The organism is Micromonospora saelicesensis (assembly GCF_900091575.1).
GTDB classification, from domain to species: Bacteria; Actinomycetota; Actinomycetes; order Mycobacteriales; family Micromonosporaceae; genus Micromonospora; species Micromonospora saelicesensis.
Map to the genome: position 1 here is coordinate 118,696 of NZ_FMCR01000005.1, position 25,842 is coordinate 144,537.

The 25,842-nt window shown below is 70.9% G+C and carries 21 protein-coding genes; 16 read left to right on the forward strand and 5 right to left on the reverse strand.

What is annotated here, in order from left to right:
* Positions 1–42 precede the first annotated feature (42 nt).
* From GA0070561_RS21805 to GA0070561_RS21815, 3 genes are read left to right on the forward strand one after another with little or no spacing between them, the layout of a single operon-like run.
* Positions 43–891 (forward strand): TrmH family RNA methyltransferase, encoded by an 849-nt coding sequence (locus GA0070561_RS21805; RefSeq protein ID WP_244166408.1) that lies wholly within the window; start codon positions 43–45, stop codon positions 889–891.
* Positions 892–938: 47 nt separating this feature from the next.
* Positions 939–2,390 carry an argininosuccinate synthase gene (argG, locus tag GA0070561_RS21810; protein ID WP_091403905.1) on the forward strand — a complete coding sequence of 484 codons (1,452 nt, stop codon included), beginning with the start codon at positions 939–941 and terminating at the stop codon, positions 2,388–2,390.
* 57 nt (positions 2,391–2,447) lie between these two features.
* Positions 2,448–4,319: a PucR family transcriptional regulator gene (locus tag GA0070561_RS21815; RefSeq protein ID WP_167362456.1), complete on the forward strand. Its 1,872-nt coding sequence runs from the start codon at positions 2,448–2,450 to the stop codon at positions 4,317–4,319.
* Positions 4,320–4,481: 162 nt separating this feature from the next.
* On the opposite strand, the gene GA0070561_RS21820 is transcribed toward GA0070561_RS21815, so the two are convergent.
* Entirely contained in the window at positions 4,482–5,831 is a 1,350-nt protein-coding gene (locus tag GA0070561_RS21820) for a MurL-like N-terminal domain-containing (RefSeq protein WP_091403911.1), read from the reverse strand.
* Between the two features lie 82 nt (positions 5,832–5,913).
* Here GA0070561_RS21820 and murD point away from each other — a divergent pair, with 82 nt between their 5' ends.
* The gene (gene murD / locus GA0070561_RS21825; protein ID WP_091403915.1) at positions 5,914–7,260 is read left to right on the forward strand and encodes a UDP-N-acetylmuramoyl-L-alanine--D-glutamate ligase; all 1,347 of its coding nucleotides are present in this window, start codon (positions 5,914–5,916) and stop codon (positions 7,258–7,260) included.
* An 85-nt stretch (positions 7,261–7,345) separates the two neighbouring features.
* Here murD and GA0070561_RS21830 read toward each other — a convergent pair whose 3' ends face one another.
* Positions 7,346–8,314, reverse strand: a complete 969-nt coding sequence (locus GA0070561_RS21830) for a hypothetical protein (protein ID WP_091403920.1) — start codon at positions 8,312–8,314, stop codon at positions 7,346–7,348.
* A gap of 86 nt (positions 8,315–8,400) precedes the next feature.
* Between GA0070561_RS21830 and GA0070561_RS21835 the strand changes: the two genes are divergently transcribed.
* From GA0070561_RS21835 to GA0070561_RS21850, 4 genes are all read left to right on the forward strand, one after another.
* Positions 8,401–9,273: a hypothetical protein gene (locus tag GA0070561_RS21835; protein ID WP_091403926.1), complete on the forward strand. Its 873-nt coding sequence runs from the start codon at positions 8,401–8,403 to the stop codon at positions 9,271–9,273.
* 33 nt (positions 9,274–9,306) lie between these two features.
* A complete protein-coding gene (locus tag GA0070561_RS21840) occupies positions 9,307–10,119 on the forward strand; it encodes a hypothetical protein (RefSeq protein WP_091403930.1) in 813 nt (270 codons plus the stop codon).
* Positions 10,120–10,538: 419 nt separating this feature from the next.
* A complete protein-coding gene (locus tag GA0070561_RS21845; protein ID WP_091403933.1) occupies positions 10,539–11,837 on the forward strand; it encodes an aspartate aminotransferase family protein in 1,299 nt (432 codons plus the stop codon).
* Positions 11,834–13,321: a CoA-acylating methylmalonate-semialdehyde dehydrogenase gene (locus GA0070561_RS21850; RefSeq protein ID WP_091403936.1), complete on the forward strand. Its 1,488-nt coding sequence runs from the start codon at positions 11,834–11,836 to the stop codon at positions 13,319–13,321. The genes GA0070561_RS21845 and GA0070561_RS21850 overlap by 4 nt, the downstream gene beginning before the upstream one ends.
* On the opposite strand, the gene GA0070561_RS21855 is transcribed toward GA0070561_RS21850, so the two are convergent.
* Complete coding sequence (locus tag GA0070561_RS21855) at positions 13,293–14,750, reverse strand: acyltransferase family protein (RefSeq protein WP_091403939.1); 1,458 nt, start codon at positions 14,748–14,750, stop codon at positions 13,293–13,295. The two genes, GA0070561_RS21850 and GA0070561_RS21855, sit on opposite strands and share 29 nt — an antisense overlap.
* Before the next feature lie 193 nt (positions 14,751–14,943).
* Here GA0070561_RS21855 and ngcE (GA0070561_RS21860) point away from each other — a divergent pair, with 193 nt between their 5' ends.
* From ngcE (GA0070561_RS21860) to GA0070561_RS21870, 3 genes are all read left to right on the forward strand, one after another.
* Entirely contained in the window at positions 14,944–16,359 is a 1,416-nt protein-coding gene (gene ngcE / locus GA0070561_RS21860) for an N-acetylglucosamine/diacetylchitobiose ABC transporter substrate-binding protein (protein ID WP_091403943.1), read from the forward strand.
* Positions 16,360–16,424: 65 nt separating this feature from the next.
* Entirely contained in the window at positions 16,425–17,333 is a 909-nt protein-coding gene (locus tag GA0070561_RS21865) for a carbohydrate ABC transporter permease (protein ID WP_091403945.1), read from the forward strand.
* Positions 17,330–18,229 (forward strand): carbohydrate ABC transporter permease, encoded by a 900-nt coding sequence (locus GA0070561_RS21870; RefSeq protein ID WP_091403948.1) that lies wholly within the window; start codon positions 17,330–17,332, stop codon positions 18,227–18,229. Before GA0070561_RS21865 ends, GA0070561_RS21870 begins: the two co-directional genes overlap by 4 nt.
* Before the next feature lie 110 nt (positions 18,230–18,339).
* On the opposite strand, the gene GA0070561_RS21875 is transcribed toward GA0070561_RS21870, so the two are convergent.
* Entirely contained in the window at positions 18,340–19,092 is a 753-nt protein-coding gene (locus GA0070561_RS21875; RefSeq protein WP_091403952.1) for an SDR family NAD(P)-dependent oxidoreductase, read from the reverse strand.
* A gap of 537 nt (positions 19,093–19,629) precedes the next feature.
* Complete coding sequence (locus GA0070561_RS21880; protein WP_091403959.1) at positions 19,630–20,616, reverse strand: N-acetylglucosamine kinase; 987 nt, start codon at positions 20,614–20,616, stop codon at positions 19,630–19,632.
* A gap of 206 nt (positions 20,617–20,822) precedes the next feature.
* On the opposite strand from GA0070561_RS21880, the gene GA0070561_RS21885 reads away from it, so the two are divergent.
* From GA0070561_RS21885 to GA0070561_RS21905, 5 genes are read left to right on the forward strand one after another with little or no spacing between them, the layout of a single operon-like run.
* Positions 20,823–21,776, forward strand: coding sequence for a MurR/RpiR family transcriptional regulator (locus GA0070561_RS21885; protein ID WP_091403966.1), 954 nt, complete (start codon positions 20,823–20,825; stop codon positions 21,774–21,776).
* Positions 21,773–22,522: a sugar isomerase domain-containing protein gene (locus GA0070561_RS21890; RefSeq protein ID WP_091403970.1), complete on the forward strand. Its 750-nt coding sequence runs from the start codon at positions 21,773–21,775 to the stop codon at positions 22,520–22,522. The genes GA0070561_RS21885 and GA0070561_RS21890 overlap by 4 nt, the downstream gene beginning before the upstream one ends.
* A gap of 26 nt (positions 22,523–22,548) precedes the next feature.
* Positions 22,549–23,985: an N-acetylglucosamine/diacetylchitobiose ABC transporter substrate-binding protein gene (gene ngcE / locus GA0070561_RS21895; protein WP_091403973.1), complete on the forward strand. Its 1,437-nt coding sequence runs from the start codon at positions 22,549–22,551 to the stop codon at positions 23,983–23,985.
* A gap of 18 nt (positions 23,986–24,003) precedes the next feature.
* On the forward strand, positions 24,004–24,912 hold the full coding sequence (locus GA0070561_RS21900) for a carbohydrate ABC transporter permease (protein ID WP_091403976.1): 909 nt from the start codon (positions 24,004–24,006) through the stop codon (positions 24,910–24,912).
* Positions 24,912–25,841 carry a carbohydrate ABC transporter permease gene (locus tag GA0070561_RS21905; protein WP_091403979.1) on the forward strand — a complete coding sequence of 310 codons (930 nt, stop codon included), beginning with the start codon at positions 24,912–24,914 and terminating at the stop codon, positions 25,839–25,841. The genes GA0070561_RS21900 and GA0070561_RS21905 overlap by 1 nt, the downstream gene beginning before the upstream one ends.
* Position 25,842: the final 1 nt, after the last annotated feature.

Below are 25,842 nucleotides of genomic sequence, written 5' to 3' on the forward strand. Positions count from 1 at the left end.
TTCTTCGGACAAAACACCCCGCCGGACGGGCGTCGAGGCGCACTGCTCCGCGTCCGGCAGAATCGTCGGGTGCCCGTCCACGAGATCACCGACCCTGACGACGACCGGATCGCCGACTACCGGGCGCTCACCGACGTCGAGCTGCGCACCCGCTGGGAACCACCGCACGGCCTGTTCATCGCCGAGGGGGAGCTGGTGCTGCGCCGGGCGCTGCGCGCGGGCTACCCGGCCCGGTCGTACCTGGTCGACGCCAAGCGGGTCGACCAGCTCGCCGACCTGGACACCGGCGACGCGCCGGTCTACGCAGCGACCCAGGACGTGCTGCAGCGGGCCACCGGCTTCCACGTACACCGGGGGGTGCTGGCGTCGTTCCACCGCCGGCCGCTGCCGACGGCGGCCGAGGTGCTCGCCGCCGCGCGCCGGGTCGTGCTCCTGGAGGACGTGAACAACCACACCAACCTCGGAGCGGTCTTCCGGGGTGCCGCCGCGCTGGGCATCGACGCGGTGCTGCTGTCGCCGTCCTGCGCCGACCCGCTGTACCGGCGCAGTGTCCGGGTCAGCATGGGTGAGGTCTTCGCGATGCCGTACGCGAAGCTCGACCGCTGGCCCGAGGGCCTGGACCAGGTACGGGAGGCCGGCTTCACAGTGCTCGCCATGACGCCCGCGCCGGACGCCGTACCGATCCAGCGGTTGACCCCGGCGCAGCGCGAGCGGGCGGCGCTGCTGCTCGGCGCCGAGGGGCCCGGCCTCACCGCGGCGGCCCAGGCCGCCAGCGACGTGCGGGTGGTCCTTCCGATGCGCCGCGGCGTGGATTCGTTGAACGTGGCCGCCGCGGCGGCGGTGGCGTTCTGGGAGCTGGGCCGCGACGATCCGCCGTTCGGCGGCGAGTAGACCGCATCGGCTTGCATGGCCATGCGTTCTATTGCATAATTTTCCCCGTGTCCAAGGTTCTCACCTCCCTGCCCACCGGCGAACGTGTCGGCATCGCCTTCTCCGGCGGCCTCGACACCTCGGTCGCGGTCGCGTGGATGCGCGACAAGGGCGCCATTCCCTGCGCCTACACCGCCGACATCGGCCAGTACGACGAGCCCGACATCGCCTCGGTGCCCGGCCGCGCGCTCAGCTACGGCGCCGAGGTCGCCCGCCTGGTCGACTGCCGCGCCGCCCTGGTCGAGGAGGGCCTGGCCGCGTTGACCTGCGGCGCCTTCCACATCCGTACCGGCGGGCGGGCGTACTTCAACACCACCCCGCTGGGCCGCGCCGTGACCGGCACCCTGCTGGTGCGGGCGATGGTCGCCGACGACGTCCAGATCTGGGGCGACGGCTCGACCTTCAAGGGCAACGACATCGAGCGGTTCTACCGGTACGGCCTGCTGGCCAACCCGATGCTGCGCATCTACAAGCCGTGGCTCGACACGGCCTTCGTCACCGAGCTGGGTGGGCGTAAGGAGATGTCCGAGTGGCTGCTCGAACGCGGCCTGCCCTACCGGGACAGCACCGAGAAGGCGTACTCGACCGACGCCAACATCTGGGGCGCCACGCACGAGGCGAAGACCCTGGAGCACCTCGACACCGGCATCGAGACGGTCAGCCCGATCATGGGCGTCCGCTTCTGGGACCCGTCGGTGGAGATCCCGACCGAGGACGTCACCGTCGGCTTCGACCAGGGCCGCCCGGTCACGATCAACGGCAAGGAGTTCGGCAGCGCCGTCGACCTGGTGCTGGAGGCCAACGCCATCGGCGGCCGGCACGGCCTGGGCATGTCGGACCAGATCGAGAACCGGATCATCGAGGCCAAGAGCCGGGGCATCTACGAGGCGCCCGGGATGGCGCTGCTGCACTACGCGTACGAGCGGCTGGTCAACGCCATCCACAACGAGGACACCCTGGCGAACTACCACAACGAGGGTCGCCGCCTCGGTCGGCTGATGTACGAGGGCCGCTGGCTGGACCCGCAGGCGCTGATGCTGCGCGAGTCGTTGCAGCGGTGGGTCGGCACGGCGGTCACCGGCGAGGTGACGTTGCGGCTGCGCCGGGGCGAGGACTACTCGATCCTGGACACCACCGGCCCGTCGTTCAGCTACCACCCCGACAAGCTGTCGATGGAGCGTACCGAGGACTCGGCGTTCGGCCCGTCGGACCGGATCGGCCAGCTCACCATGCGCAACCTGGACATCGCCGACTCGCGGTCGAAGCTGGAGCAGTACGCCTCCCTCGGCCTGGTCGGCGGCGGGAACCCGCAGCGGATGATCGGGGCCGCGCAGGCCGCCTCCACCGGGTTGATCGGCGCGATGCCCGAGGGCGGCGCGGAGGCCATCGCCTCCCGGGGTGTCGCCTCGCCGGAGGACGAGGCGCTCGACCGCGCCGCGATGGAGTTCGGCGTCGACTGAACCCCTCGCGCCGGTGGCAAGTCGAGTTCCGGCGTCACGGACGGTAGCGTGTCGGCCGTGTTCCCTACCGTCCGTGAGGTCCTCGCCCTGGACCCGGTCCGCCACGGCGCGCCACGCGTGGTCGCCGGCGACGAGGGGCTGGACCGACCCGTCCGGTGGGTGCACGTCGCCGAGGTGCCGGACATCGCCACGCTGCTCGGCGGTGGCGAACTGGTGCTCACCACCGGCATCGGTCTGCCCGGGGACGACGCCGGGTTGCGCGCGTTCATCGGTGACCTCGCCGACGTCGGAGTCTCCGGTCTCGTCGTCGAGCTGGGCCGCCGGTACGTCAGCGGTGTGCCCCGGGTGATGGCCGCCGCCGCCGAGCGGCGCGGGCTGCCCCTGGTGGAGCTGCGCCGGGCCACCCCGTTCGTCCGGATCACCGAGGCGGTGCACGCGCTGATCGTCGACGCGCAGCTCACCGAGCTGCGCGCCACCGAGGAGATCCACCAGCGGTTCAACGACCTGTCCGTGGAGGGCGCCGACGCCGCCGAGGTGATCCGCCAGGCCGCCGAGCTGTCCGGTTGCCCCGTGGTGCTGGAGAACCTGTCCCGGCAGGTGCTCGGGTACGACCCGGCGGGCGAGAGCGCCGAGCTGCTGCTCGACGGCTGGGAGCAGCACTCCCGGCGGATCCGCCCGGCCGGGCGGACCGCGTACGACCCGGACAGCGGCTGGCTGGTGACCACCGTCGGTGCCCGGGGGCAGGACTGGGGTCGGCTGCTGCTGCGCTGGCCGGCCAGCGGCGACGTGCCCAGCGTCCGGGCCGTCGAACCGACCGCGGGCTCGCCCACCCGGCTCACCATCCTGATCGAGCGGGCCGCGTCCACCCTCGCGTTGGGCCGGCTGATTCGCCGCGACGCCGAGGGCCTGGAGCGGCAGATCCATCGCACCCTGCTCACCGCGCTGCTCGACCACTCCCGCCCGGTGGACGAGGTGGGGCTGCGGGCCAAGGCGCTCGGCGTGGTGCTCGACCGGCGGCACCTGGTCGGCGTGATGGTCCGGCACCGCGCCGACGACCCCGCCGGGGAGATCGGCCCCGAGGCCGGCCAGGCCCGGCTACGCGATCTCTCCGAGGCGGTCGGCCAGGCCCTGCGGGAGGCGAAGCTGACCGCGCTGACCAGCGCCGTCGACGACAACTCGGTGGGCGCGCTGCTGGCCCTGCCGGACGCAGCCGCCGAGGACCGCGCGCTGTCCGCGTTCGCCAGCGCCCTTCGTCGGGTACGCCTCGACGCCGGCACCGGCCGACCGGCACCCGGTGTCGAACCGGCGCGGGCCGCCTCCGGCGTCGACGTGTCCCGTCCCGCATCCGACGCCTCCCGTGCGGCGGTCGGCGCCGATCCAGCCCGCACTGGCTTCGGCGTGGATCCGTCCCGCGCGGCGTTCGGTGTCGAGGCCGCTCGGTCGGGGGTCGGTGTCGACCCGTTCCGGGGCGCTGGCCCGGGTGCCGTGATCGTGGCCGCCGGCTCCGGGGTGGGCACCCTGCGGGAGGCCCGGCGGTCGCTGGTCGAGGCGCGGCAGATCGCCGAGGCGGCCCGGCGGGACCGGCGTGACCTGCCGATCTTCCGGCTGCCGCACGTCGGTCTGGCCGGGCTGCTGCACCTGCTGCGCGACGAGCCCCGCCTCCAGACCTTCGTGGAGCGTGAACTCGGCGCGCTGCTGGAGTACGACGCCCGGCACCCCCGGGAACGGCTGCTCGACACCCTGCGCGCCTACCTGGAGCAGGGGCGCAACAAGTCGGCCGGTGCCGCCGCCGCCCACCTGTCCCGGCCGGCCTTCTACGAACGCCTGGCCCGGATCGCCCGCATCCTCGACGTGGACCTGGATTCGGTAGAGGCCAGCCTCTCCCTACACGTGGCCCTACTAGCCCTGGAAGCAGTCCGCACCCCCTAACCCCCACCCCCGGCCCCACCCGCCCCGCCCTGCGGCGGTGATCAAGAAGTTTGCGTCAGGAATCTGGCGCGCGATGACGTAAACCTCTTGATCACCGGGGCAAGAGGCCGGTGGGACGCCGGGGAAGGGGAGGGGGGAGGCAGGGGAGGGGTGGGGGTTGGGTTAGGTGAGGGAATTCAGGGCTTTGGCGTAGGTGGGTGGGATGTGGTTGGGGCCGCCGGGGGTGAAGACGTCAGAGTTGGCCACCGCGGACCAGGCCGTTTCCGGGACGGCGTCGACCAGGGCCTGGATCACCGGGGCGTCGCGCCACTGGTCCTGCTCGGCGAGCAGGCCGAGCGCCACCACCGACTCCTCGACCTCGCCCACGCACTCGAACGGCTTGTGCCCGTCCACGCCCAGCAACTCGCGGTAGCCGGGGATCTGCGACTCGTCGGCCAGCAGGTCGCCGCCGAAGATGTGGGTGACCCGCTCCCGTGGCATGAACGGCGCCATGGCCAGGAAGACGAAGCGGCACTTCGGGCAGTCACGGCACCAGCGTTCACTCGCGTCGCGCAGCTTGAACGCCTGGTTGCAGCTGGTCACCACGTCGTCGTACCGGGTGAACTCGGCGAACAGCCGGGCGATGTGCAGCTCGGACAGCGAACGCAGCAGGGAGAAGTACGGGTCGGTCAGGCCGGCGTGCTCGGCCAGCGACGCCCGCAGCAGCCCCTCCGCCTCGACGCCCTTGGACCACTGGTGGTTGATCTCGTGGCCGTTCCACACCAGGTTCGGGTCGGACGCCGAACGCTCGTTGGACATCACCACCGGGCCCAGCCCGTGCAGGACGGCGGTGGCCACCGCGATCAGGGAGTTGATGGCGGTGACCGGGATGTGCCCGTTCAACGCGCCGGCCGCGTTCAGGTCGAACAGCACCGGGTCGATACGCCGCCGGGCGGCCAGCGGGACCAGCCCGGACGCCTCGTTGACGGCGACGATCACGTGGTTCGGGTTGACCGAGAACGGCACCGGGTCCAGCTCGGCGCGGCGCAGCGCCTCCAGGCTGACGATCGAGTCCTTACCACCGCCGACCGCCGAGAGCGGGCGACGGTCCGAGTCGTCGTACACCCGGGGTGACTCCGGCGTGCCGGCCGGCACCTCCGGACGCAGCTCGAGCACGTGCGGCAGTTGGTTGCGGTATGCGTACTCAGCGAGGCCCCTGGTGTAGACGGCCGTGACGTAGTCGACGGTGGCAGCGCCCAGCGGCGCCGGCAGCACGAGTCGGGGCGGCGCGGCGGCCTTGTAGTAGCTGACCCCGGCGACGAGGTGCAGCACCTCCAGCACCCGGTTGAGGGTCGCCACCGTCTCGTCGGAGGGCGGTTCCGCCGGCAGCGGAAGCGTGATCACCTCGGTGAACCGCTGCTCACCGGCCGGGCCGGTCAGGGCGTAGTCGAACAACACCTCGCCGGTGGCGAAGTCGATCGAGTAGGACGGGAAGGTGAAGGCGTCCATCCGCCGGAGCTGCTCGTTGGGCACACGCCATACTAGGCCCTGGTTCGTCCGGCCGTGTCCGGACCGGGCCCGCCCTGCCGCCGCCGTGACCCACGAGGAGAGCCCCGTGCGCCTTTCTGACCTGCGCGGACGTACCGTCGCCGTCTGGGGCACCGGTCGGGAGGGCCGGGCCGCTGTGACCGCCATCGCCGCGCACGGCCCGGCCGAGCTGGTCGCCGTGGACGACAGCGCGAACTTCCTGTCGCTGCCCTGGGACGGCCCCCTGGCCGAGGCGGCACCGCTGATCACCGGCGAGGCGGGCTTCGAACGGCTGGCCGCCGCGGACGTGGTGGTCCGCTCCCCGGGCGTGCCGCAGACCCACCCGTGGCTGATCGAGCTGCGCCGACGCGGGATCCTGGTGACCCAGGGCACCGCGTTGTGGATGGCCGACCATGCCGCCCTCACCGTCGGGGTCACCGGCAGCAAGGGCAAGAGCACCACCTCCAGCCTGATCAGTCACCTGCTCACAGCGATGGGCCGGCCGAACGTCTTCGGCGGCAACATCGGGGTGCCGACCCTGGACCTGCCGGACGCGGAGCTGTACGTGCTGGAGTTGTCCAGCTACCAGTGCAGCGACCTCACCGACTCGCCCCGGGTGGCGGTGGTCACCGCGCTCTTCCCCGAGCACCTGGACGCGCACGGTGGGGAACGGGAGTACTACCGGGACAAGCTCAACCTGCTCGCCCACCACCCGCAGACGATCGTGGTCAACGGCGGCGACCCCCGCCTCGCCGCGGAGCTGGGTGAGCTGCCGGCGGTCCGCGCCGGTCACCCCGACACCACCCACGTCGCCACCGGTGCCGACGGCACGCAGTGGTTCCACTTCGGTGACCAGCCGCTCTTCCCGCGTGCCGTGCTGCCGCTGGTCGGCCGGCACAACGAGGGCAACCTCTGTGTCGCGCTCGCCGTGCTCGACGCCCTCGGCGTGGACGTGGTGGCCGGTAAGGACCACCTCGCCGTCGCGGTCGCCGAGTTCCAGGGGCTGGCGCACCGGCTCACCGAGATCACCGACCCGTCCGGGCTGACGTTCGTCGACGACACGCTGGCCACCAGCCCGTACGCGGCCATGCACGCCATCGACGCGTACGACGGGCGGCCGTTGACGGTGATCGTCGGGGGTAACGACCGGGGTCTGGACTACACGCCGTTGGCCGAGCACCTGGCCGAGCGGGAGCTGACCGTGATCGGGATTCCGGACAGCGGCACCCGCATCGTCGAGGTGCTCGCCGGCCTGCCCAAGGTGCGTACCGAACTGGTCGACGACCTGGTGGACGCGGTCCGGCTGTCCCGCGAGGTGACCCCGGCCGGCGGGGTGGTGCTGCTGTCCCCGGCCGCGCCCAGCTACGGCCGGTTCCGCAACTTCGAGCACCGCTCCGAGGTCTTCGCCCAGGCCGTCGCCGACACCGCCCGCTGAGCCCGCTCAGCCGACACCGCCCGCTGAGCCCAGCTCAGCCGACACCGTCCGCTGAGCCCGCTCAGCGACGGGCCGGGCCTCCCACTCAGCGCGGGTGAAGCCCGGCGTGCAGGGCGCGCATCGAGCGGATCGCCGAGCGGATCTCCTGGAGGTAGCGCCCCGGCGTGAGCGTCTGCTCGGGTAGCACCGCCAGGTCGGCCAGCGTCGGGTCCACCCCGACCGTGTCGATGGCGCACCCGTACGGCACGGCCAGCGTGCGCAGCGCGTCGCAGTGCTGGAACGGCACGTAGATCGGCGCGGTGACCATCAGGACCTTGTCGCCTGGCGCGAGCCGGACGTGGGCGGCCCAGAACCGCTGGGTGTCGGCGGTGTGGGCCCGCCGCTGATCGGGTTCGCTGGACGGCGCGGCCAGCACCCGGATCGGCGGCAGCCCGTCCGCTCGATAGGTCCGCGACGACCAGGAGTGGTGCGGGTGGCCGGCGTCCACGCCGTCCTGCTCGGCCGGGGCGGCCACCTCGAACACTCGGCGGACGGCCGTGTCCAGCACGTCCACCTCGGTCTCGTCGGCCGGTAGGCCCGCCTCGGCGAGCGTGCGGCGTTCCCAGTCCGACAGTGGTCGGAAGCTGCCCAGGACGGCGACCTCGCCGGTCACCGGCAGGCCGGCGCGGAGCAGGTGCGCGGCGTAGCCGACGCGGCGTACGCAGGCGTGCGCCAGGCCGCCGAGCACCACCAGGTGGGCGTACGCCGACCGGGCCGGCGGCACGGGGTGGATCAGCCCGAGCGCGGCAGCCGCGTCGAGCACCAGTGTCGCGGTGGCCGGGTCGAGGTCGGGCTCCCGGGCGTCGGGTCGTTCCCGCCCGCCCCGGAAATCCCAGTGGCGGGCGGAGAAGTCGTCGAGGAAGCGGAGCACGTCGGTGAGGTCACCGTCGGGCCAGGTGCCGCCGAAGTGGGCGACGAGGCCGCGGAGCGGGGTGGAGCAGACCCAGGTCTGGATCTCCGCCGTGATCCGCTCGTCGTCCGTTCCGGTCGACGGCGCCGCGTCCGCTCTGTGCACAGCCGGATGCTACCGGCCTGCTGTGGCGGGGCCGGTGGTTGTGGTTGCTGTCTACGCTGGCGGGACCGGCGGATTGGGGGATCTCGATGACCCGTGACGTGGCCCGTCAGCGGTTACGGGAGGGCGGCGGTTCCACCGCCGGCTTCGTCCGGCTGGTGGCGCACACCGACCCGGTGGCGTTGGTCGGCATCACGCTGTCGATCACCCTCAGCATCGTGCTCGACCTCAGCAACGCCGCCTCCGGGGTGGAGTCGCTGTTGGCCGGCCTGATGGGCATCACCATCTCGCTGCTGGTCGACTCACTGGCCCGCGCGGAGCGCCGCTTCCACCTGCGCACCCTGTTGGACGGCCCACCCTGGCTGGTCCGCACCACCACGGAGCTGGCCGGGGCCATCCGGGAGGCGGCCGAGCAGCACGCGGGCACCCGGGTCGCGGTGGAGGCGCAGCGGCGCTACGAGCAGTTCCGGTTGGAGGCCGAGCAGCTCGCCGACGGTCGGATCATCCGGCGCGGTGACGAGGGCGAGGATCTGGTCGGCGCGACCCGCGCCTGCGTACGTCGGCTGGACGGGTTGACCAACGTGATGCCCCGGGTGAGCGGGGAGCTGAGCTGGTGGCGCAGTGAGATCGGCCGGCGCTACTGGGAGGCCAACGTGGAGGCCCTGCAACGAGGTGTCCAGATCACCCGGGTCTTCGTCTACGCGACGCTGACCGACGATCTGTCCGCCCTGGTGGAGAAGCAGCGCGCGGCCGGGGCGCGGGTGGGTCTGCTGCCTCTCGGGGTGGTGAGTCCGCACCTGCACGTGAATTTGACACTCTGGGACGGGTCGAGCTGTTGGGAGGCCCACATGACCGCGCACGGCGAGATCGGCGAGAATCAGTTCTCGGTCAACCGGACGGACGTCGCTCGGCTCACCCGCGTGTTCGACCTCTGCGCGAACGCCGCGACCTTCCACGACTGACGGCCCCCAACCGGGGCGGGAAACGGGTGAGCCATGACGTGGAGCGCGGTCCTGCTGGTGACGGCCGTGGTCTGGGCGGTCAGCGTGATCCGCTCCGTCCGGCTCCGCGCACTGGTCTACAGCCTGCCGCTGCCGATGACGCTCGCCCTGGTCACCACCGGGTACCGGGTGGACGGCGCGCAGGTGCTCGGCGTGCTCGGGCTCAACCTCTTCTTCGTCACCGTGGCGGTCACCCACCAGCGGTGGCGTTGGCCGATCCTGCTCGCCGACGTCGCGGGGATCGCCGTCTACGTGGCGCTGAGCGCCGGCCTGTTGGCCGTCGACATTCCGTTCGAGGTGGCCCTCGCCGGCACGCTCGTGCTCTGGCTGGCGGCCATCCTGTGGCTGCGCCGTCGCGCCCGCCAACGTGGGGCTTCCGTCGAGGAGGCGGCCGCCGTCGCGGAGACCCGCCCGGACGGGCTGCCGGCGTTGCTCAAGCTGATGGTGATCTTCGTTGGGGCGGTCCTCACCCAACTGCTCGGCGCCGTGCTGCGTGGCATGGTGGTGACGTTCCCGTACTCGGGGGTGCTGGTCGCCGTCGAGTCCCGCCGGCAGTTGGCCGAGTTCAGTCGGCACTTCGCCCGCAACAGCCTCGCGCTGGTCGGCTTCCTCACCGCGTACCACTACCTTCAGGACGTCTCGTCGGCTGCGGCGCTGGGCGCCGGCTGGGCGGCCTTCGCGGTGGTCGCCGCCGCCCTGCACCTGCCGTTGCGCCCCCGCCAGGTCGCGCACGCGCGAGCGGCGAGCCGCCCGCCGAGGGCCTTGCGGCCGGCGACCGAGCCACAGACGCCTACCGGCCTGCCCTGACCAGCTCGGCGATCCGGGTGAGCGGTTCGGCGTACCCGGGCCAGTCGAGGCCGTCGACGCTGAGCGTGGGGCGGCGGCCAGCAGCCCACCTGCCGCGGGCGCGGCCAGCGCCTCGCTGCCCCGGCCCACCTCGCGCGCGGCGACGCGCTCCAGCTCGACGATCGTCTCTTCGATGCGCACCGCGTGCCTCCCCGGCGACAGTGGACCGACCCAGGGTAGCGGTGGACGGCCAGGCTACGGATCGAGTGGTCGTTTCCCGTGAGCACTGCGGAAATCATGAGTCATGGCCAACCCTTGCCGTGGAAACCGTTGACGTGCTGTCAGGTCGGGGCGTCCATGCGCTACAGGCTGACAGTTGTTCGCGTCGGCCGGCGGTGGGAGCGTGCGGTATCCACGAACGCCGCTGAAGGGTTGCCACGATGACCGACGACCTGCTGGCCCGGCACCGGGCCGTGCTCCCGTCCTGGATGCCGTTGTACTACGCCGAGCCGCTCGAGTTGGTCTCCGGCTCGGGCCGCCGGGTCACCGACGCGCAGGGGCGCAGCTACCTGGACTTCTTCGGCGGCGTGCTGACCAACATGATCGGGTACGACATCCCGGAGATCCGGGAGGCCGTCGAGCGGCAGCTCGCCACCGGCATCGTGCACACCTCGACGCTCTACCTGATCCGTCAACAGGTGGAGCTGGCCGAGAAGATCGCCCAGCGCTCCGGCATCCCGGACGCCCGGGTGTTCTTCACCAACTCCGGCACCGAGGCGAACGAGGCGGCACTGCTGGTCGCCACCAACCACCGCCGCTCGCACCAGATCCTGGCCGTGCGCAACAGTTACCACGGCCGGTCGTACGCGGCGATGGGCGTCACCGGCAACCGCAACTGGTCGGCCAGCGGCCTCAACCCGCTCCAGGTGGCCTGGCTGCACTCCGGTGACCGGGTGCGTGGCCTGCTGGCCCGGCTCAGCGCCGACGAGCAGGTCGACGCGGCGGTGGAGGACCTGCGCGAGGTGCTGGCCACCCAGACCGCCGGTGACGTGGCCGCGCTCATCGCCGAGCCGATCCAGGGTGTGGGCGGTTTCGTGCACCCGCCGGACGGGCTCTTCGCCGGCTGGAAGAAGGTCCTCGACGAGCACGGCATCCTGTTCATCGCCGACGAGGTGCAGACCGGCTGGGGGCGTACCGGGGAGCACTTCTGGGGTTACCAGGCGCACGGCGTCACCCCCGACCTGCTCACCTTCGCCAAGGGCATCGGCAACGGGTTCGCCCTGGCCGGGGTGGTCGGCCGGGCCGAGGTGTTGGAGTCGGTGCCGGCCATCAGCTTCTCCACCTTCGGCGGCAACCCGATCTCCACCGCCGCCGGCAACGCGGTGCTCGACTACCTGATCGCGCACGACCTCCAGGCGAACGCGGCCCGCGTCGGCGCGATCCTCGCCGACGGCCTGCGGTCCGCCGTGGGCGGGCTCGACTGCGTCGCCGAGGTACGCGGAAAGGGGCTGATGCTCGGCGTCGAGTTCGTCCGACCGGGCGGCAGTGAGCCGGATCCGGCGCTGACCAACCGGGTCTTCGAAGCCGCCCGCGACGGTGGCCTGCTCACCGGCAAGGGCGGCCTCCACGGCAACGTGCTGCGGATGGGCCCACCGTTGACGCTGACCGAGGAGGAGGCCCGTGAGGGCCTGGCGATCCTCGTCGACGCGATCCGAACGGCTGCGGGGGTGGCGGCATGAGCATCGGTCACTTCATCGACGGCAAGCGGGTCGGCGGCACGTCCGAGCGGCGCGGTGACGTGTTCGACCCGGCGACCGGTCGGCGTACCGCCGAGGTCGAGCTGGCCTCGACCGCGGACGTCGACGTGGCGGTGCAGGCCGCGGCCCGCGCGGCGCGGGCCTGGCGGGACGCGTCGTTGGCCCGGCGGTCCGCGGTGCTGTTCGCCTTCCGGGAGTTGGTGCACGCCCGGCGGGACCGGCTCGCCGAGGTGATCACCGCCGAGCACGGCAAGGTGCTCGCCGACGCCGCCGGCGAGGTGCAGCGCGGTCTGGAGGTCATCGAGTACGCGTGCGGGCTGCCGTCGGCGTTGCGCGGCGCGTTCAGCGAGAACGTGTCCACCGAGGTCGACTCGTACACCATCCGGCAGCCGCTCGGAGTGGTCGCGGTGATCTCCCCGTTCAACTTCCCGGTGATGGTGCCGCTGTGGTTCGTGCCGGTGGCGGTGGCCTGCGGCAACGCGGTGGTGCTCAAGCCGAGCGAGAAGGACCCGAGTGCGGCACTGCTGCTGGCCGGGTGGTTCGCCGAGGCGGGTCTGCCCGACGGGGTGCTCAACGTGGTCAACGGCGACAAAGAGGCGGTCGACGCGTTGCTGGAGCACCCGGAGGTGCGGGCGGTGTCGTTCGTCGGCTCCACCCCGATCGCCCGGTACGTCTACCAACGCGCAATGACCGCCGGTAAGCGGGTGCAGGCGCTCGGTGGGGCGAAGAACCACATGGTGGTGCTCCCGGACGCCGATCTGGACCTGGCCGCCGACGCGGCGGTCAACGCCGGGTTCGGCTCGGCGGGGGAGCGGTGCATGGCCATCTCGGTGCTGGTGGCGGTGGAGCCGGTGGCGGACGCGCTGGTCGAGCGGATCGCCGCGCGGGTGACCGGTCTGCGCACCGGCGACGGCCGGCGGGGCTGCGACATGGGCCCGTTGGTCACCGCCGCGCACGAGGCGAAGGTGCGCTCCTACGTGGACGCCGGTGTGGCCGCCGGCGCGGTGGCGGTGGTGGACGGGCGGGACGTGACGCCGGACGGCGACCCGGACGGTTTCTGGCTCGGCCCGACGCTGTTCGACCGGGTGACCCCGGACATGTCGATCTACACCGACGAGATCTTCGGGCCGGTCCTGAGCGTGGTCCGGGTCGGCTCGTACGACGAGGCGGTGGACCTGGTCAACGCCAGCCCGTACGGCAACGGAACGGCGATCTTCACCAACGACGGCGGGGCGGCCCGGCGCTACCAGCACGAGGTGGAGGTGGGCATGGTCGGGATCAACGTGCCCATCCCGGTGCCGATGGCGTACCACTCGTTCGGTGGCTGGAAGTCGTCCCTCTTCGGTGACCTGCACGCCCACGGCGAGGACGGGGTGCGCTTCTTCACCCGGGGCAAGGTCGTCACCAGTCGCTGGTTGGATCCGCGCCACGGCGGGGTCAATCTCGGGTTCCCCACCCAGACCTGAGCAGTCGCAGCACGCCCGCCCCGGCCAGGTACGCCACCAGCGCCGGGACGGGCGTGCCGAGCGGCTCCGGGGCCTGCCGCGGTGTGGTGCTGTTGACCAGCAGCGCGGCCACCACGGCGGCGTAGCCGGCTACCGCCAACGCCGACCGGGCCGGGGTGCCCCGAGGGGTCCGCCGCCCGGTGCGGTGCCGCCCGCTACGCGCCTCCACCGGCCCGAAGATGGCGACCAGCACCGCCAGTACGGCGCTGAGCAGCAGCAACCAGGGCACCCGCCAGGCCCACCAGGCGGCCGTGTCGACTGCCGGGGTGGGCAGCGTCCCGACCGCGTCGAGGAACCCGATCAGCAGGATCGCGGCGGTCAGGTGCCAGAGGAACACGGTCAGCACCACCAGGTTGACCCCGATCACCAGCTGCCACGGCCCGGTGCGGCGCAGCAGTCGCTCCGCCGGGCCGCGCAGCAGCAGGATCAGGCCGAGCTGACCGGCGGCGACGGCCAGCAACGCGAGGCTGGGTGGCGCGGCGTTGTCGAGCCGCTCGTCGGGCACCTTGAGCATGGCCACCGGCCAGGGGCCGAGCACGGTGAGCAGCAGCACCGCGCCCAGCCCGCCCGCCAGGAAGACCAGACCGGCCCGGCGGGAGGTGGGCAGCCGCCGTCGGCGTACCCCCGGACGGTCGGGAGTCGACGGCCCGGCAGCGTCGGTCCCGGCCGGTGGCGGCGCGGTTGTGGCGCCGGCCTCTGCCGGTGGTGACTCGCCTGGGCCGGCAGGTGGCGGCGCGGCGCGGGCGTCGTGCCAGGCGAAGCCGAGCTGGTGGACGGCGAGCCAACCGAACAGGTAGTTGCCGTAGCTCAGCTCCTCCGGCCCGCTCAGCCGGCCGAGGTCGCCGAGGCCGACCAGGGCGACGAGCACCAGCGGTACGGCCAGGCCGAGGCGGCGATGCAGCGCGTACATCGGTGGGGTGAGCACGACCGCCGCCAGGTAGGCGACCAGGAACCAGAGCGGGATGGTGGCGAACCAGAACACCTGGCGGATCTGGGCCGGATCGATGTTGCGGAGCCAGGCCACCGCCGCGGCTGCGGTGAGCACCAGCAGCAGCGTGCTGGTGGGGCGGACCAGGCGGGCACTGCGGTCGATCAGCCAGCCGGCGGCGTCGCCGCCGCGGGCCCGCAGCCGGGTCAGCGAGGCCGCGTTGGCGTACCCTCCGACCAGGAAGAAGACCGGCATCACCTGGGCCAGCCAGGTCAGCGGGTACGCCCAGCGCAGGTCGCCGAGCGCGGAGTGCCCGGTGGCCTGCCCGGCGGCGTCGCGGCCGATCACCGTGACGCTCCAGTGTCCGAAAACGACCATGGTGATGGCGAGCGCGCGGAGCAGGTCGACGTACCGCTCCCGCCCAGCCGGGGTGCGCTCGGCCAACTGGCGCAGACGGCGCATCGCCCAAGGCTAGGCGACCCGGCGGCGGCTGGTGGTGATAACGGTTCGACAGTCAGGACTTGAAGTCCGAGCCCGGCTGTCGTAGAAATTCTTCAGCAACAGAGCATGAACTGAAGAGAACTACCGTCCCTCGCGCGGCGAACGCCTCCCCCCACAGACCGGCGATCCGCCCGACCCGACCCGAGGAGAACCCATGAACAGGCGTGACATCCTGCGGCGCAGCGCCGCCGCCGGCCTCCTGGCCACCCCCGCCGCCGGCCTGCTGTCCGGCTGCGCCACCAGCGGTGGCGGTGACAAGAAGGATGCCGAGACCTACCAGGGCACCAAGAGCGCCCAGAACCCGCTCGGCGTGAAGGAGGACGCCCCACTCGAGGTGGTGATCTTCGGGGGCGGGTTCGGTGAGGAGTACGCCAAGGCCCACGAGGCCATGTACACCGAGAAGTACCCGAAGGCGAAGATCAAGCACTCTTCCACCCAGGAGATCAGCAAGACCCTCCAGCCGCGCTTCGTCGACGGCACCCCGCCGGACGTGGTCAACAACTCCGGCTCCGGCCAGATCGACTTCAACGGCCTGGTCAGCCAGAACGCCCTCGCCGGCCTCGACGACCTGCTGGCCGCCCCGAGCCTCGACATCCCCGGCAAGACGGTCAAGGACACCCTGCTGCCCGGCGCGGTCGAGGTCGGCTCCTACGACGGCAAGTTCCTGGTGCTCAACTACACCTACACCGCCTACGGCATCTGGCACTCCGCCAAGCTCTTCGCCGACCGCGGCTGGTCGTACGCGAAGACCTGGGACGAGCACATCGCGCTCTGCAAGCAGATCAAGGCCGCCGGCATCGCCCCCTGGACGTACGCCGGCCTGCACCCGCGCTACATGAGCTGGCCGCTGATCTCCACGGCCATCAAGTTCGGCGGCCCGTCGGTGGCGACCGCCATCGACAACCTGGAGCCGAACGCCTGGAAGTCCGACTCGATGCGTGCCGCCGCCGACGCCTGGCACCAGATCGTCAAGGACAAGTACATCCTGGAGGGCTCGCCCGGCCTGGACCACAAGCAGTCGCAGACCGCCTGGTGCCAGGGCAAGGCCGCCTTCATCTCCTGCGGCTCCTGGCTGGAGAGCGAGCAGAAGGACGTCACCCCGGCCGGGTTCAACATGACCATCGTGCCGACGCCGAGCCTGGGCAGCGGCGACAAACTGCCGTTCGAGGCGATCCGGGGCACCGCCGGTGAACCGTTCATGGTGCCCGCCAAGGCCCGCAACGTCGCCGGTGGCCTGGAGTACTTCCGGACCATGCTCTCCAAGAAGGGCGCCCAGGACTTCACGAAAAAGGTCGCCAGCCTCACCGTGGTCGCCGGCGCCACCGAGGGCGTCGAGCTGCCGTACGGGCTGAGCACCGTGGTCAAGGCCCTCGACGCGTCCGGGGCCAACGGCTTCAACTGGGTCTACAACAACTTCTACCGCAAGTTGGAGCGCAACCTCGTCGACGCCGCATGCGGCGAGTTCTTCAGCGGCCGGATCGGCCCCGCCGAGTTCCTCGAACAGTGCCAGAAGGGCGCCGACTCGATCGCCCAGGACAGCTCGATCAAGAAGTACAAGCGAACGGCCTGACCTGCCCGGCCGGTGGGGGAGAAGCCCGCCCCCACCGGCCGTACCCCAACGGAGAGGTCCCTCTCGTGAAACATGGCAAGTGGCCGTTGATCGTCACGTTCCTGGTGCCACCGGTGCTGCTGTACGTGTTCTTCGTCGTCTCGCCGTACCTCCAGGCGTTCCAGATCTCCACCACCGACTGGCTCGGCTACTCGGCCGACGCCAACCCGGTCGGCCTGGCCAACTTCAAGACCCTCTGGCACGACGACTACGTGTGGAACGCGCTGAAGAACAACGCGATCCTGCTGGGTCTGGTGCCGGTGCTCACCATCGTGCTCGGGCTCTTCTTCGCCACCATGCTCGCCATGGGCGGGCGCAAGGGCAGTGCCGGCGTCACCGGCGTACGCGGCGGCGCGCTCTACCGCACCGTCTACTTCTTCCCGCAGGTGCTCTCCGTGGTGATCATCGCGTTGCTGTGGAAGGAGGTGTACCACCCCAACAAGGGGCTGCTCACCACCGCTCTGCACGGCCTCGGCCTGCCCGCCCCGACCTGGCTCGGCGATCCGGCGACCGCCTTCTGGTGCGTGCTCGCGGTGATGGTGTGGAGCAACGTCGGCTTCTACGTGGTGCTGTTCGGCGCCGCGATGTCGGCCGTACCGAAGGAGATCTACGAGGCCGTCCTGCTCGACGGCGCGTCCCGGTTCACCACCCTGCGCCGGGTCACCCTGCCGCTGCTCTGGGACACCGTCCAGGTCGCCTGGGTCTATCTGGCCATCTTCGCCCTGGACGGGTTCATCCTCGTGCAGCTGATGACCAACGGCGGGCCGAACTTCTCCACCGACGTGATCGGCGTACGCATGTACGACACCGCCTTCGGCAGCGAGACCAAGTTCGGCTACGCCTCGGCGATCGGCGTGGTGATGTTCTTCCTGACCCTCTCGGTGGCGGTGCTGTCGCTGCGGGTCGGCCGGCGCGAACGGATCGAGTACTCGTGACCACTCTGGATCAGCCCACCGCGACCGCCCCGACCCCGGTCACCAGCGGGGACCGCCCGGTACGCCGGGAACTCGGCGTGGCCAACGCCCTCTCGCACGGCTTCCTGCTGATCTGGGGCCTGCTCACCGTACTGCCACTGCTGTGGATGTTCATCAGCTCGTTCAAGACCAACGGTGAGATCCTCGCCGACCCGTGGGGGCTCCCCGGCGCGCTGCACCTGGACAACTGGGCGCGGGCCTGGACCGGCGCGCACATCGGCCGGTACTTCCTCAACAGCCTGGTGGTGGTGACCGGCTCGGTCAGCCTCACCATGCTGATGGGCGCCACCGCCGCGTACGTCTTCGCCCGCTACGAGTTCCGTGGCCGCCAGATCGTCTACTACCTGTTCGTCGGCGGCCTGATGTTCCCGGTGTTCCTCGCCCTGGTGCCGCTCTTCTTCGTGGTCCGCAACGCCGGCCTCTTCAACACCTGGCTCGGGCTGACCCTCGTGTACGCGGCCTACTCACTGCCGTTCACGGTGTTCTTCCTGACCGCGTTCTTCCGGACCCTGCCGACCTCGGTGGCGGAGGCGGCGTTGGTCGACGGCTGCGGTCACTTCCGGCTCTTCTTCCGGGTGATGCTGCCCATGGCACGTCCGGGACTGATCAGCGTGGCGATCTTCAACTTCCTCAGCCACTGGAACCAGTTCCTGTTGCCGCAGGTGCTGTTGCAGGGCGACGAGTCCAAGTGGATGCTGGCGCAGGGGCTGTTCGCGCTCTCGGTCAGCCAGGGCTACGCCGGCGACTACGCCCGGCTGTTCGCCGGGCTGAGCATCGCGGTGCTCCCGGTGCTCGCCATCTACGTGGCCTTCCAGCGCCAGGTGCAGTCGGGGCTCACCGCGGGGCAGCTCAAGTAGGGCCCGTTCCTGCCTCCTCGCGAGAGTCCTCCAGGCAGCCCAGGTCTGACCGATCCTGATCGGTCGCCGGTGAAGCCGGCTCGGCGCCGACGCGCCGAGCCGGCCTGTCCTCAGATCGCGAGGGCCCCGCCGTCCACGGGGAGGAGTACACCGTGGATGTGTGACGCTTCCTCACTGGCGAGGAAGATCACTGCCGCGGCGGTGTCCTGCACGGTGCCCGTACGCCTGTCCGGGTTGCTCTCGGCGAGCTTCTCCAGGAGCGGGCGGAGGTCTTCGTTCCCCTGCGTGATGGTGGGTCCTGGGGCGACGGTGTTCACCCGCACACCGGCAGCGGCCAGCTCCGCGGCCCACGACCTGGTCAGCGAGTGCAGGCCTGCCTTGCTGGCGCCGTACAGCGAGGTGAACTTGATTCCATCCACGCCGCCGATCGAGCCTATGTTGATCACTGAGCCGCCGCCATGCTCCACCATGCCGGGCACCAGGGCCGCCGTCAGAAGGTACGGGGCCTTGATGTTGACCTCCAGCACCTTGTCGATCTGTTCCTCGGTCGACTCGGTCATGGGGTGAGGCGGCACGAGAAAGGCCGCATTGTTGACCAGGATGTCGATCGGCCGACCCGCCAGGGTCGTCGCCTCCTGCGCAAGGCGGCGGATCTCGGAGCCGCCCGCAGAGAGGTCCGACTCGACGAAGTGGGCGATGCCGCCCTCCGCGACGATTCCGTCGACGACCTGAGCACCCTGCTCCGCGCCAAGTCCGGTCACGACGACGATGGCGCCCTCGCGGGCCATCGCCTCCGCCACACCGCGCCCAATTCCGCTCGTCGAGCCTGTGACCAGTGCAGCGCGCCCTTTGAGCCGATTCATGTCAGTGCCTCCGGTTCCTACGGTGATCTCATGACGCGGAACGGCTGAACCTCTCGTCGAACCCGTCAGTGATTGCTTGAACAAGCAAATAGAGCCGCTGATTCCTGGGAGGTAGCGGGCTCTGGTGCAATGCCGCCACCGGAGGCGGGTGCCGAGACCGCGTCCCCCTGTACGGCCGTCCCTGCGGGGGTGCGGCGTCGACAAGCGCTGTCACCTGCTCGGGGACGGGGGCAGCCCGTGCGGTCTTGTGGCCCACCGTGATCGTGCTCGTCTCGGGCGCCCGCGCACCGGTGATCGCGCTAAATCCTGGAAAGAGTCCCCTCGTCGCGGCCGGAGGGCACTACATCCTGGATCGAGTGCGATCATGCGCGCGCATGGCGCGGTGCGGCGCGCGGCGCGGTGTGCGGGGCGCGTGGGGCGCGGGGCGCGTAGGGCGCGGGGCGCGTGGGGCGCTTGGGGCCAGTGGGGCGCTTGGGGCCCCTGGGGCCCGCGGGGCGCTGGTGCAGGGCGGTGGCTGGGCGCCCCGCGCCGAGGGCTTCAGGGGGTGGGGAAGAGGCGGGCGTGCAGGGCCGCTGGGTCGGTCACCTCGGGTAGGCCACGGGCGGCGAGCCAGGCTGCGGCGGCGGCACCGTCTCCGGCGGTACGCAGTGGCGCGTCCGGCCAGTGTCGCGCGATCTTGGCCCGGACGGCGGCGGCGAGCGGGGTGTCCGCGGTGAGCAGGCCGCCGCCGAGCACGATCGGTGTCACCGCCCCGGCGGGGCGGATGCGGCTCACGCTCTCGGTGAGGTGCCCGGCGGCGTCGGTGATCAGTTCGGTGGCGACCGGGTCGCCGTGGGTGGCGGCGTCGACGACCAGCGGCGCGAGCCGGGCCAGTTCGATGGGGGGTCGACGGGTCACCGCCTGGATGGTGGCGTCGACGGTGTCCCGGGGGCGGGCGGCGATGTCGGCGCTGCCCAGGATCTCGGTGAGCACCGTCGTGGTCAGCGCGCCGAGCCCGCGGCCGGCGTCGAGGTCGGCGAGCAGTCGACGCACGGCTTCCCGACCGAGCCAGAAGCCCGAGCCGGCATCGCCGAGGAGCCAGCCGTGGCCGTCGGCGATCCGGTCGAGCCGCAGCTCGTGGACCTGGGCGGTGATCGCCCCGGTGCCGGCGATGAGGATGGTTCCGTCCGGGGCGGCGGTGCCGGAGGCGTACGCGACCAGGGCGTCGCCGTGCACCTCGTACGGGCAGCGCAGGCCGGCGTCGTGCCAGGCCTGGTCGAAGGCGGCCCGCCCGGCCGGGTCGGCGAGCAGCCGGCCGGCTCCGGCGAGCCCGATGGTGCCGGCGGCCGCCCGCGTCGGGTCGACGTCGGCGAGCGCCTCGCGGAGCGCGGTCAGCAGTTCGGCGGCGGCGCGCTCGGCGCCGTGACTGGTGGGGTTGCCGCCGCCGGCGCGGCCGGTGCCGACGCGTTGCCCGGTGAGGGTGAGGACGGTCGCCCGGGTGGACGTACCGCCGATATCGAGACCCACCACGACGCTGTCGGACATCGGCACGAGTCTCCTTGCGCGGAACGGCGATCTGGCTTGTTCATGCTGGTCGGCGGGGTCGTGCGGGGCAAGTTGTGGCAGGCGTGGAGGCCTGTGCGCCAGGTAACAGTTTGAAAACTTCGCCCACAGTCTTGACACAGAGGGTCGGTTAGTAAGAACTTTTACCACTAACAGTTAACAGTCTTTTCGGAAAGCTGAGGCGTCTCATGGTTGATCACGAGGTGGACACCGCCGCGGGGACCGCGGTGGTCGACGCCAACGTGATCGAGCGACGGAGTTCCGCCTCCGACGGTGTGCTGGCCCGCGTCCGCAACGGGCTCGGCGAGTTGACCGGAGCCCTGCGCCGGGTTGCCGAGCACGTGCTCAGTGACCCCGAGGCCGCCGCCCGCGCGACAATCGTCGAGTTGGCCGAGCGGAGCGGCACCTCACCGGCGACCATCACCCGCTTCTGCCGGGCGATGGGCTTCGAGGGGTACGCCGACCTGCGACTGGGCATCGCCTCCGAGACCGGCCGGGCCCGCTCGGCGGGTTGGACCGTCGACATCGGACGGGAGATCCAACCGAGCGACCCGCTCGCCCGGGTGCTCGACCAGATCATGGCCGCCGACACCCGGGCCATGCACGACACCGCCACCCTGCTCGACCTCACCGAGGTGGAGCGGGCCGCGGTGGCGATCGCCGGCGCCAGCAGGGTGAACATCTTCGGTGCCAGCGGCAGCGCCCTGGTCGGTGAGGAGATGCAGTTCAGCCTGCACCGCATCGGTGTGGCGGCGTGGGCGTGGAACGACGTGCACGAGGGGCTGGCCAGCGCCGCCTTGCTGCGGTCGGGGGACGTGGCGCTCGGCATCTCGCACACCGGGCAGACCCGGGAAACGATCGAGATGCTCGCCGAGGCGGGCAGCCGGGGCGCCACCACACTCGCGCTCACCGGCTTCCCCCGCTCCCCGTTGGCCGAACTGGCCGACATCGTGCTGCTCACGGCCAGCCAGGCGACCACCTTCCGGCCGGACGCGCTCTCCGCCCGGCACCCCCAACTGGTGGTGCTCGACCTGCTCTACATCGCCGTCGCCCAACGCACGCACGACCGCGCGCACGCGGCCTTCCGGCGCACAGCGCAGGCCGTCGACGGGCACAAGGCAGCGAAGGGAGCCGTCTCATGATCAGCGCCCAGGGGTACGCGGACGCCGTCCGCCCGGTGCTCGACCGGCTGCTCGACTCGGAGGCCGACGGGATCACCCGGGCCGCCGACCTGATCGCCGACAGCCTGCGCGACGGCGGCGTGCTCCAGGCGTTCGGCGCCGGCCACTCGGAGGCGTTCGCCGCCGAGTTGGTCGCCCGGGCCGGCGGGCTGGTCCCCACCAACCGGCTCTCGGTACGGGACCTGGTGATGCACGGTGACGCCCCGCGTGACGTGCTCGCCGACCCCAAGCTGGAACGTGATCCCTCCATCGCCCACCAGATCTACGCGCTCGCGGCGCCCCAGCCGCGCGACGTGTTCGTGGTGGCGTCCCAATCCGGCATCAACGGCTCGGTGGTCGAGCTGGCGGCGCTGGTCACCGAGCGCGGTCACCCGTTGATCGCGGTCACCTCGGTCGAGCACACCGCGCGGGTCGCCCCACGGCACCCGTCCGGGCACCGGCTCGCCGACCTCGCCGACGTCGTGCTGGACAACGGCGCGCCGTACGGCGATGCACTGCTGCCGCTCGAGGGCGGCGGCGCGGTCTGTGCGGTCTCCTCGGTCACCACGGCGCTGCTGGCGCAGTTGCTGACCGCGGAGGTCGTACGACGGTTCCACCAGGCCGGGGAGGTACCCCCTATCTACCTCTCCGCCAACGTCCCCGGCGGGGACGAGCACAACCTCGCCCTCGAGTCGCGGTACGCCGGACGTCTCCGGCGTACCGCATGACCCGAATTCCACAAGGAGACACGACGATGTCGATTACCCCCGAACACCCGGCCGCACTCGACCGTCGCGCGGTGCTGCGTCGCGCCGCCGCCGTGGGCGTGCTCGCCACTCCGGCCATCGGCCTGCTCGGCGCCTGCGCCACCAGCGGCAGCGACGGTGACAACGAGCAGGTCGCCGGCGGCACCAAGAGCGAGAAGAACCCGCTGGGCGTCAAGGAGGACGCCGCGATCGAGGTGGTCATCTTCAACGGTGGCTACGGCGAGAAGTACGCCACCGACGTGCACGAGCCGCTGTACAAGAAGGCGTTCCCCAAGGCGGAGGTCAAGCACCAGGCCACCCAGGCCGTCTCCACGGTGCTCCAGCCGCGGTTCGCCTCCGGTAACCCGCCGGAGTTCGTGAACAACTCGGGCGAGAAGCTGATGGACTTCGGCGCGCTCGTGGCCGACGGTCAGCTCCAGGACCTCACCGAGCTGTGGGACGCGCCGTCGGTCGACGACCCGACCAAGAAGGTCCGCGACACGGTGGTGCCGGGCACCATCGAGGCGGGCTCGTTCAACGGCAAGCCGTTCGTCCTGTACTACGTCTCCACGGTCTTCGGCATCTGGTACTCCGGGAAGCTGTTCAAGGACAACGGCTGGGCGCCGGCGAAGAACTGGGACGAGTTCATCGCCCTGCTCACGAAGATCAAGGCCAAGGGCATCACCCCGTACGGCTACGCCGGTGCGAACGCGGCCTACTACCAGTGGAACGTGATCCTCACCCACGCCGCCAAGATCGGCGGCACGGACGTGCTGAAGAACATCGACAACCTGGAGGACGGCGCCTGGCAGCAGGACGCCGTGAAGCAGGCGGCCACCGCATGGGCCGAGGTTGGGGCGAAGTTCAGCGACAAGAGCTTCGAGGGCCTCAAGCACACCGACGTGCAGCTGCGGCAGAACCAGTACAAGGTGGCCCTGTACCCCAGCGGTGACTGGCTGGAGGGCGAGCAGAAGAAGGACACCCCGGCCGGCTTCGACTACCAGCTCATGCCGGTGCCGAGCATGTCCGCCTCGGACAAGCTGCCGGCCACCGCGCTGCGCGCCACCGCCGGTGAGGGCTACTTTGTCTCGGCGAAGAGCAAGAACCCCAAGGGCGGGCTGGAGTACATGCGTCAGATGCTCTCGACGGCGGGCGCGAAGGGCTTCACCGAGGTGGTCAAGGCCCCGACCGTGGTCACCGCCGGCTCGGAGGGCTTCGCCTTCCCGCCCGGTGTGGCCAGCTCGCAGGCCGCGCTCAAGGCGGCCGGTCAGGACGTGTTCAACCTGTACTTCGACGGTTGGTACAAGGAGCTCGACACGGAGGCGCGTACCGCCACCAACGAGCTGATGTTCGGCCGGATCAACGCGGACGCCTTCGTGGAGCGGATCCAGAAGCGCGCCGACGCCATCAAGAAGGACAGCTCCGTCACCAAGTTCAAGCGCTGATCGATCGGAGCTAGGGTCATGCGGCACGGCAAGTATCCATTCGTGATCGGGTTCCTGTTCGCCCCGGTCGCGCTGTACGTGACATTCGTGATCTGGCCGTACGCGCAAGCGTTCCAGATCTCGATGACCAACTGGCGGGGGCTGTCGGCCCCACAGTGGGTGGGCTTCGACAACTACCGGAGGTTGCTCGACGACGGGGCCTTCTGGAAAGCGGTCCAGCACCACGGCGTACTGCTGCTTGCCCTGCCGCTGATCACCATTGCCATCGCCCTGTTCTTCGCCTTCCTGCTCAACGTGGGCGGCAAGAGCAGCGGCGGGCAACGCCAGGGGGTCTGGGGGGCGAAGTTCTACCGGGTGGTGTTCTTCTTCCCCCAGGTCCTGGCGGTGGCCATCATCGCGGTGTTGTTCCAGATGGTGTACCGGCCGAACGAGTCCGGCCTGATCAACGGCGTGTTGATGAAGTTCGGCATCGAGCCGATCCTCTTCCTCGTCAAGCCGAACCTGGCCCTCTGGTCGATCATCGCGGTGCTGGTCTGGCAGGCGGTCGGCTTCTACGTGGTGCTCTTCTCGGCCGGGATGGCCTCCATCCCCGGTGAGATCTACGAGGCCGCCGAGATGGACGGGGCGACGAAGGTGACCTTGTTCTTCCGGGTCACCCTGCCGCTGCTGTGGGACACCCTCCAGGTTGCCTGGGTGTACCTGGGGATCGCGGCGTTCGACGCGTTCGCCATCGTGGCGGTGCTCTCGGTGGACGGTGGCGGCCCGGACGGCGCCACCACGGTGCTCGCCATGGAGATCTACCGCAACGCGTTCGTCTACTCGAAGTACGGCTACGCCTCGGCGATGGGCGTGGCGCTGTTCTTCCTCACCCTCACGTTCGCGGCGCTGACGCTGCGGCTCACCAAGCGGGAAAGCGTGGAGTACTGATGAATCCGCAGTCGACGCTGCCGCCGACGCCGGCGGCCCTGCCGCCGAAGACCGGTGACCCGTCCGCCCCCGCCGGGTCGGGGCACAAGGGCCCCCGCTCGGAGGTACGGTTCTTCGCCGGCCTGGGGCATGTCGCGCTCGCCGTGTGGGCGGTGATCGTGATCGTGCCGATCCTCTGGACCTTCCTCGCCGCGTTCAAGAACACCAGCGAGATCTTCAGCAGCCCGTGGACGCTGCCGGCCGAGCTGCGCTGGGAGAACTTCGGGCGGGCCTGGACCAAGGCCCACGTCGGGCGGTACTTCCTCAACAGCGTGATCGTGGTGTCGTGCAGCACGTTCCTCACCATGCTGCTCGGCTCGATGGCCGCGTACGTGCTGGCCCGCTACAAGTTCTGGGGCAACCGGGCGGTCTACTTCCTCTTCGTCTCGGGGTTGGCCTTCCCGGTCTTCCTGGCACTGGTGCCGCTCTTCTTCGTGGTGAAGAACCTGGGTCTGCTGGACACCCACACCGGGGTGGTGCTGGTCTACAGCGCGTACTCGTTGCCGTTCACGGTGTTCTTCCTGGCCGCGTTCTTCAAGACGCTGCCGTCGTCGGTGGCCGAGGCGGGGATGATCGACGGCTGCGGGCACACTCGACTGTTCTTCCAGGTCATGATGCCGATGGCGAAGCCGGGCCTGATCAGTGTGACGATCTTCAACATCATCGGTCAGTGGGCGCAGTACCAGCTCCCGTTGGTGCTGCTCTCCAACGCCAAGGACAAATGGGTGCTCACCCAGGGCATCGCCGACATCTCCGTCAACGCCGGCTACGAGGCGGACTGGTCCGGGCTGTTCGCCGCGCTGACCATCGCCATCCTCCCGATGATCATCGTGTACGCGGTGTTCCAGCGTCAGATCCAGGCCGGCCTCACCTCCGGTGCGGTGAAGTAGG